The sequence below is a fragment of the Nostoc sp. genome (genome assembly GCF_041747015.1).
In the GTDB taxonomy this organism is placed as follows: domain Bacteria; phylum Cyanobacteriota; class Cyanobacteriia; order Cyanobacteriales; family Nostocaceae; genus Nostoc.
In genome coordinates, this window is the sequence record NZ_JBGTFY010000018.1 from 1 (window position 1) to 6,619 (window position 6,619).

Annotated in this window: 8 protein-coding genes; 4 read left to right on the forward strand and 4 right to left on the reverse strand. The window is 41.4% G+C overall.

The window, feature by feature from the left end:
* Nucleotides 1–62: 62 nt before the first annotated feature.
* The 4 genes from ACEW80_RS01410 to ACEW80_RS01425 all read right to left on the reverse strand — a co-directional run bounded on the left by ACEW80_RS01410 (nt 63) and on the right by ACEW80_RS01425 (nt 2,716).
* Nucleotides 63–1,082 (reverse strand): tyrosine-type recombinase/integrase, encoded by a 1,020-nt coding sequence (locus ACEW80_RS01410; protein ID WP_373524884.1) that lies wholly within the window; start codon nt 1,080–1,082, stop codon nt 63–65.
* Between the two features lie 4 nt (nt 1,083–1,086).
* Nucleotides 1,087–1,422 (reverse strand): XisI protein, encoded by a 336-nt coding sequence (locus ACEW80_RS01415; RefSeq protein ID WP_373524885.1) that lies wholly within the window; start codon nt 1,420–1,422, stop codon nt 1,087–1,089.
* The gene (locus tag ACEW80_RS01420; RefSeq protein WP_373524886.1) at nt 1,410–1,826 is read right to left on the reverse strand and encodes an element excision factor XisH family protein; all 417 of its coding nucleotides are present in this window, start codon (nt 1,824–1,826) and stop codon (nt 1,410–1,412) included. Before ACEW80_RS01420 ends, ACEW80_RS01415 begins: the two co-directional genes overlap by 13 nt.
* 602 nt (nt 1,827–2,428) lie before the next feature.
* Entirely contained in the window at nt 2,429–2,716 is a 288-nt protein-coding gene (locus ACEW80_RS01425) for a hypothetical protein (RefSeq protein ID WP_373524887.1), read from the reverse strand.
* 471 nt (nt 2,717–3,187) lie between these two features.
* On the opposite strand from ACEW80_RS01425, the gene ACEW80_RS01430 reads away from it, so the two are divergent.
* The 4 genes from ACEW80_RS01430 to glgP all read left to right on the forward strand — a co-directional run.
* Nucleotides 3,188–4,546: an FAD-dependent oxidoreductase gene (locus tag ACEW80_RS01430; RefSeq protein ID WP_373524888.1), complete on the forward strand. Its 1,359-nt coding sequence runs from the start codon at nt 3,188–3,190 to the stop codon at nt 4,544–4,546.
* Nucleotides 4,547–4,640: 94 nt separating this feature from the next.
* The gene (locus tag ACEW80_RS01435; protein ID WP_373524889.1) at nt 4,641–5,000 is read left to right on the forward strand and encodes an IS1 family transposase; all 360 of its coding nucleotides are present in this window, start codon (nt 4,641–4,643) and stop codon (nt 4,998–5,000) included.
* Between the two features lie 42 nt (nt 5,001–5,042).
* Complete coding sequence (locus ACEW80_RS01440; RefSeq protein ID WP_373524891.1) at nt 5,043–5,333, forward strand: IS1 family transposase; 291 nt, start codon at nt 5,043–5,045, stop codon at nt 5,331–5,333.
* Nucleotides 5,334–5,831: 498 nt separating this feature from the next.
* The coding region (gene glgP, locus ACEW80_RS01445) for an alpha-glucan family phosphorylase (RefSeq protein WP_373524890.1) at nt 5,832–6,619 on the forward strand (788 nt) is incomplete at its 3' end.

The following is a 6,619-nucleotide window of genomic DNA, read 5'->3' on the forward strand; positions in this document are numbered from 1 at the left end:
GCTTGAGTTGTTGGTAATTTGGAGCATAGCTGACATTTGGGATCTAACGGCTTGGGCATAGTCTACTCTGCTTCCTCTTCACCAATCGCGCGATAGTAAGCAGCGATCGCCGCTTCTTGTTCGCTGCGAAGGGTATAGCGCCGAAAAGCCTTCTCACTTTGATGCCCAGTCAGCTTCCGAGCATGGCTGGGGTCAAGACCTAATAGCAGTAAATCAGTGGCATAGGTGTGACGAAAAGCATGGGGGTGCAAGTCTTCAACACAAGCGAGTTCACCTATTTTCTCAATCGCAAAGTAAATCCCGTGATAACTTAAGCGTGAACCCTTGTATGAAGCATGGTGTGAAATCATCAGTGGACTAAGGCTGGTCAAAACCTCCCCCTGCTGTTCGCGCAATTGTAAATATTCTGCTACCACTTGGCGACTTTCTTGACACAGTGGCACTAGGCGCGGTTCATTCGTTTTGGTATCTGGTAAAAACAGCAGCTTGCCATCAAATGAGCCAACATTTAGCTGCACAACTTCCCCAGCCCGAAGTCCATGACTAAGGATGTGGACAAGTGCTGTATCTCGTTGCTTTGTTTCTCCCAATAACTCTAACGCTGACCACACCCGCTCCATCTGTTCTGGGATTAAACTCTGGGCTGGTGGCAGTGGTACTTTTTCCAGTTTAATGCCCAGTGTAGGATTAGTAGCAATTATGTCAGGATACGTATAGCACATCCATTTGAAAAAGCTTTTGAGTGCGGCAATTCCGGCATTGATGCTGCTTTTTGAAAGCGGTTTACCAACATCAGTCCGCAGTTCATCCCGCAAGTACTCTTTATATAGCGCGAAGTGACGTGGGCGTAGTTCATGATAGTGCAATTGCGTCCATCCCAAAAACCGCTTCAGTTCCCGCTCATAAAGCTTGCGGCTATTGGGTGCAAGGTTATTGCTGCGTAAAAATTCCAGTACCTTTACCCACCGAATATCCGTAGGTGTAGACGTTTTTGTACTCCTTATTCCTTGAATATTCAATGGATTTTCACCATCAAGAGAGATAAGTTTGATTGCAGGTAAAGAATCTGTGTTGTAGTTCATTGGCTTAACTAACTGCATAATCTGTAAACTGGCGTTTAAAAGGAGAGTGAAATCCAATCACAATATCTTGCTTAGGAATTCCTAAATTTGCCAGTTGTTCAGCAACTTCGTATTCTGTACCATTGTGTTGCAGCCAGACTTTACCATCTTTAATATCAATGTGTAAAAAACAACCATAAACGCGGCGTTGATTTTTCCAACCCACATTCATCAATTGGTAGTGTTCGCGTTCAGTATCAAAGACTATTTGTGTTTCTACATCTGGATCAGGACTACCAATTTCTGCATATTCACGTAGCATTTGTTGCACGATTTGTCGATACTGTGTTAGTTTATCCACTCCACTATCTCCTCTGTTTCTGGGTTATAAACTATTAATTTCAGTTGATGAATGCGGATAATATTTTGTACGAACCTAATTGTAAAAAATGAACTGTAAGCATCAATTGGCACTGCTAAATACAATGTGCGTTCTGGTTCTTGCTCAGAAAGTGCCAAACGGTAGTTAATAAATTGTCCTAATGCTGTATGAAATTCGTAGATTGCTGAAGTTCTGACAAAACTTTTAATCTCTACCGCAATTTTTTCCTCCCCTCTTTGGGCGGCCAAAAGTTTTTCAGCACCCAAATCAATATACATATCCCCCAATTCAAAACTAACTGGCAATGGGTCATGGGTAATTTTCCATCCATTGGCAATTAATCCATGCTTGACTGCATCGTGAAAAACATCTCTTGCTGGCATACTCCATATCTTTCCGAACACCAATTCCCTATTCTAGGGCTTAATTTTTGTAAGCGATCTCAGACTAGCGATCGCTTGAAGGCGGATGTAACTGTAATCATAAGTTGAGCAGCCCTCATTTTATCATGCCCAACACAAAATAAGATACCCTTATCTTTTATCCGATATAATCTACGATTAATACTACCTCCCCCCAGACACAACACTTTCACCAATATGCGATCGCGGTGTGCATGTTGGCAATAGAATAGAAACTATTGCGCTGCCGATGAATTTTGGTTATCCCTGGTATCGCCTATAATGCGTAAGTCAAGCAATACACAGGTTTGAAATGCTAACTTATAGTTATAGTTAGCCGTAAATTATTATAGGCACAATTCAACTATAACTTTGACTGAGCGCAAAGATAGTTTACAAAAGTTGCTCAGGCGTTTGCCATAATATTGGTTCAGCTAAGTATTGAGGTATTGCTGTACAAGAATGCATTCGGGAAAACTTTTCTCCCTGAAGGGGTGCCTGTTCCTCAATCTTTAAGATTTGGATCGCGGATTGCACCCGCCTCAATGGTCAACTGTCTGGGAATACAAATTGCCTGTTTTAAATTAACTACAGAAATCATCTACCCGAATATCCCGCCAGACATCAGAAACCTGCCAGCCGGAATTGCCCACCGATTGTACTGGAGGATTGTCAAGGAATGGAACATAATCACGAACTCTAGGCTCTGAAATCGCTACTGGTTGCTCCTCAACCACAGGAGCTGGAGAATTGACAGTATTAGCTTCAATAAGTTTGTCTTCTGCCTCCTCGATTAACTTCATCTGTCTCAGGGTAAGCTTGTCAGATTTTTTGATGATTTTCTTAGTGTGTATCTCATTAGAAGTTTTCATTGGCTGTTCTCTCGAAGGCATTGGCTTAAAACTTGGATGAGTAAATTTGGGAGAAGTTAGGTATAAATAATTTGCACAGAATTAACAAGGTACACCAAATTTATGGAAAATACGAGTCCCTTGTCGAGGAATTTATTAATTGGACATAAATATCTTTTTCGGGCAGATGCCCCAACATAATCTGTTGCACAGCTGCTTGGTTTTCTAACCCCACCCGCATTTCTCACAAGCTTAAGGCGTTTGATGGAGCAGAGGAGAAGTAAGAAGTAAGAAGTTTTTACCTAGAGCGGTAAAACTTGCTAGAGGTAGGTTGGAAGCATAGTAATCTCGTTTGATATTTTCTAAGACGCATACGTAATTAAGCCTTTAGTCTCACCTCTCCAGTTAGTTTTGCCGTTGTAGGATAAAAGTGAGGGGAACTGCAATGGGAAAAACAAGACAATCCTTTTTATAGTTATTGAGTAAGTCCAAATGACCCATCTACTAATTATCGGTGGTAGCGATGCAGGCATTAGCGCTGCTTTACGGGCAAGAGAGTTAAATTCTAAAGTTGATGTCACCGTAGTTGTAGCTGATAGTTTCCCTAACTACAGCATCTGCGGTATCCCATTTTACCTCAGTGGAGAAGTACCAGATTGGCACAATCTTGCCCATCGCCCAGCAGAGGAAATAACTCAGACAGGTATCAATTTACTACTCAACCACACTGCTAAAATTATTGCTCCTGTCAAAAAAAGTGTCCAAGTTGTGGATAGACTTGGGCAGATACAGTGGTTAACCTATGACAAGCTAGTAATTGGTACTGGTGCTGTACCGATTAAACCTCGCATCCAAGGGGTAGACCTTCCAGGAGTGTTTCTTCTACATTCAATGAAGGATACTTTTGCTGTCCAGCAACACATGACTAATCGTCAACCAAAATCAGCAGTAATTGTTGGCGGTGGATACATCGGTCTGGAAATGGCAGATGCTTTGACTCTCCGGGGTATTGCTGTCACGGTAGTAGAACATTCACCAACCGTGATGAAGACTGTTGACTCTAGCTTAGGGCAACTCATTAGCGAAGAACTGCAACGCCACGTGGTTGAGGTTGTCAATAGTGTACAAATTGACACTATTGCACAAAAAGAAACTCAGCTATTAGTGTCAGGGTCTAATGGCTTTTACAAAACTACTGATATGGTAATAGTTGCAGTTGGAGTAAAACCATTAACCGACTTAGCAGAGTCAGCATCTTTAAAAACGGGTTTGAGTGGAGCTATTCAAGTTAACAGAAAGATGGAAACCAACGCCCCTGACATATACGCAGCAGGGGATTGTGTAGAAACTTGGCATCGCTTGCTTAATGACTATATGTATCTACCTTTGGGTACTACAGCTCATAAGCAAGGTCGGGTCGCTGGCGAAAATGCTGTTGGCGGTCATCAAGAATTTGCTGGGTCACTTGGCACACAGGTAGTGAAAATCTTTAATTTGGCAGTAGCCCGTACTGGCTTGCGTGACTCAGAAGCCCAAAGTGCAGGATTTACCCCTGTAACTGTGGAGTTTGAAACCTGGGATCATAAAGTTTATTACCCTGGGGCGCATAAATTGCGAATTCACGTTACCGGAGATGCTCAAACAGGTCATCTTTTGGGCGCTCAAATTGCAGGACATTATCAGGGAGAAGTCGCTAAACGAATTGATATATTTGCTACCTCCCTATTTCACGGTATGAAGGTGGACGGGTTAAGCGATCTTGACCTTAGTTATACACCGCCATTGGGTAGTCCTTGGGATGCTGTGCAAATGAGTACACAAGCTTGGGTCAAGGCTCTTGCTAAAATTTAGGGGCAAAACCCTGCTGTTCCTAAGTAGTTGAACAAAGATTTAGATAGGGAATTTGGGCGTTGCATAATAGAGGGATGAATTGAGGTATTGTACTATGCAATGTCCATACTGTGCGTCTACTGAGATTAGAAAAAATGGTAAACGAAGAGGTAAACAAAATCACATTTGTGTCAATTGCAGTCGTCAATTTATCGATGTCTATAGCCCACCAAAAAGGTACTCGGATGAGATCAAACAAGAATGTTTAAGATCATATGTGAATGGGATGGGATTCCGAGCAATTGAGCGTGATAAGGGGGTTCATCATACAACGATTATTTATTGGCTCAAACAAATTGGTGAACAACTGCCAGATGCGCCACCAATCAACGAGATTCCAGAAGTTGGAGAACTAGATGAATTAGAAACTTTTGTTGGGTCAAAAAAAACAAAATTTGGTTGTGGACAGCAGTAAATCACTTTCGTCAAGGGATTTTGGCTTGGGTATTGGGAGACCATAGCGCAGAAACATTTAAACCTTTGTGGGAGGAAAGTTTGTTGTTGGCAGTGCTATTTTTACGTCACAGATGGATGGAAAGTTTACCCAAGTTTTATCGAGCCAGGAGACCATATTGTCAGTAAAACATATATGACCAGAGTAGAAGGTGAGAATACGCGTTTACGTCATTATCTAGCACGACTGCATCGAAAAACATTATGCTATTCCAAATCAGTAGATATGCTTAAATATTCGATTCGATTGTTACTCCATTATTTGAAGTATAGAGAAATACCTGTATTTAGCTGATTCATCCCGCATTTATGCAACGCCGGAATTTGCAGCGGGTTATAAGGTCAATAGTCAATTGCAAGGTCAAGGAATTTTATAGATTATTTCGATTATGAAGCGTTTAGATATTTTGCAAAGCTTCAATGTGCTTGGATACGAGTTTATAATAAATCGGTGAATATCTATTGCTCAAAGGAAATAAAATATGTCACTTTCCCTAACGACTACAACAGATTTTTGATTGTCCCCTCAAGTGAATCGGAATATATCCGGCTAAACTGAATCCTGACAAAATTTTCTTATTTCTAGGGATAGATATCTTACAAAAAAATCTAATTAAATTTTGTTTCTGTGGGCTGATCTTTTTTCGATTTTGTTTAATTGGAAAAAGCTTAAATAGATAATAACCTCTTATTAAACTTAAATTTAACTTAATAGGTACATTGGTTAGTAAGTAACTAAATTAAGTTAGTTAAAAAAAAGTTAATAATTTGCTCACAATTAATAGGCACTGCCATGAATAGCCAGGATGCATTATCCCCAGCAGCGCAATTACAAACCAAGCTTCCCCGTCCGCTTCATTCTTTAGCAGAACTAGCCTACAATTTCTGGTGGAGTTGGTCTCCTGAGCGTTTATCAATCTTTCGCACCATTGATGCCGAAAAATGGGAGCAGTTTCACCACAACCCCGTAAAACTTCTAAAAAAAGTATCCTACGAACGACTGGTGCAGCTAGCAGTAGATCCGCACTATCTCCAACAGGTAAGGACTCTAACAAGCCAGTTTGAGCAATACATACAACAAAATGATACCTGGACAACTCAAACTGTTCCTCAGATCAGGGTTGAGCAACCTGTAGCATATTTCAGCATTGAATACGGTCTTCACCAATCTCTACCGCTTTATGCCGGTGGACTAGGGATTCTAGCTGCTGACCACCTCAAATCTGCTTCCGACCTGGGTTTACCCTTGGTGGGAGTTGGTTTGTTGTATCGTCAGGGTTATTTTCATCAGCGCTTCACCTCCCAAGGTTGGCAAAGAGAAGACTACGTAGATTATCAATTTGAGGAATTGCCTATAGAACTTTTGTGTGATGTTCAAGGAGAACCTCTGGCTATTGAGATTGATATCCGCCAGCGACAAGTCAAAGCCCAGATTTGGCAAGTGCGGGTGGGACGAATAAATTTGTATCTTCTGGATACTGACCGCGAGGATAACGATCCAATAGATCGTTGGATAACCGGACAGCTATACGGAGGCAAACGAGACACTCGGATTGCTCAAGAGATGTTATTAGGCATTGG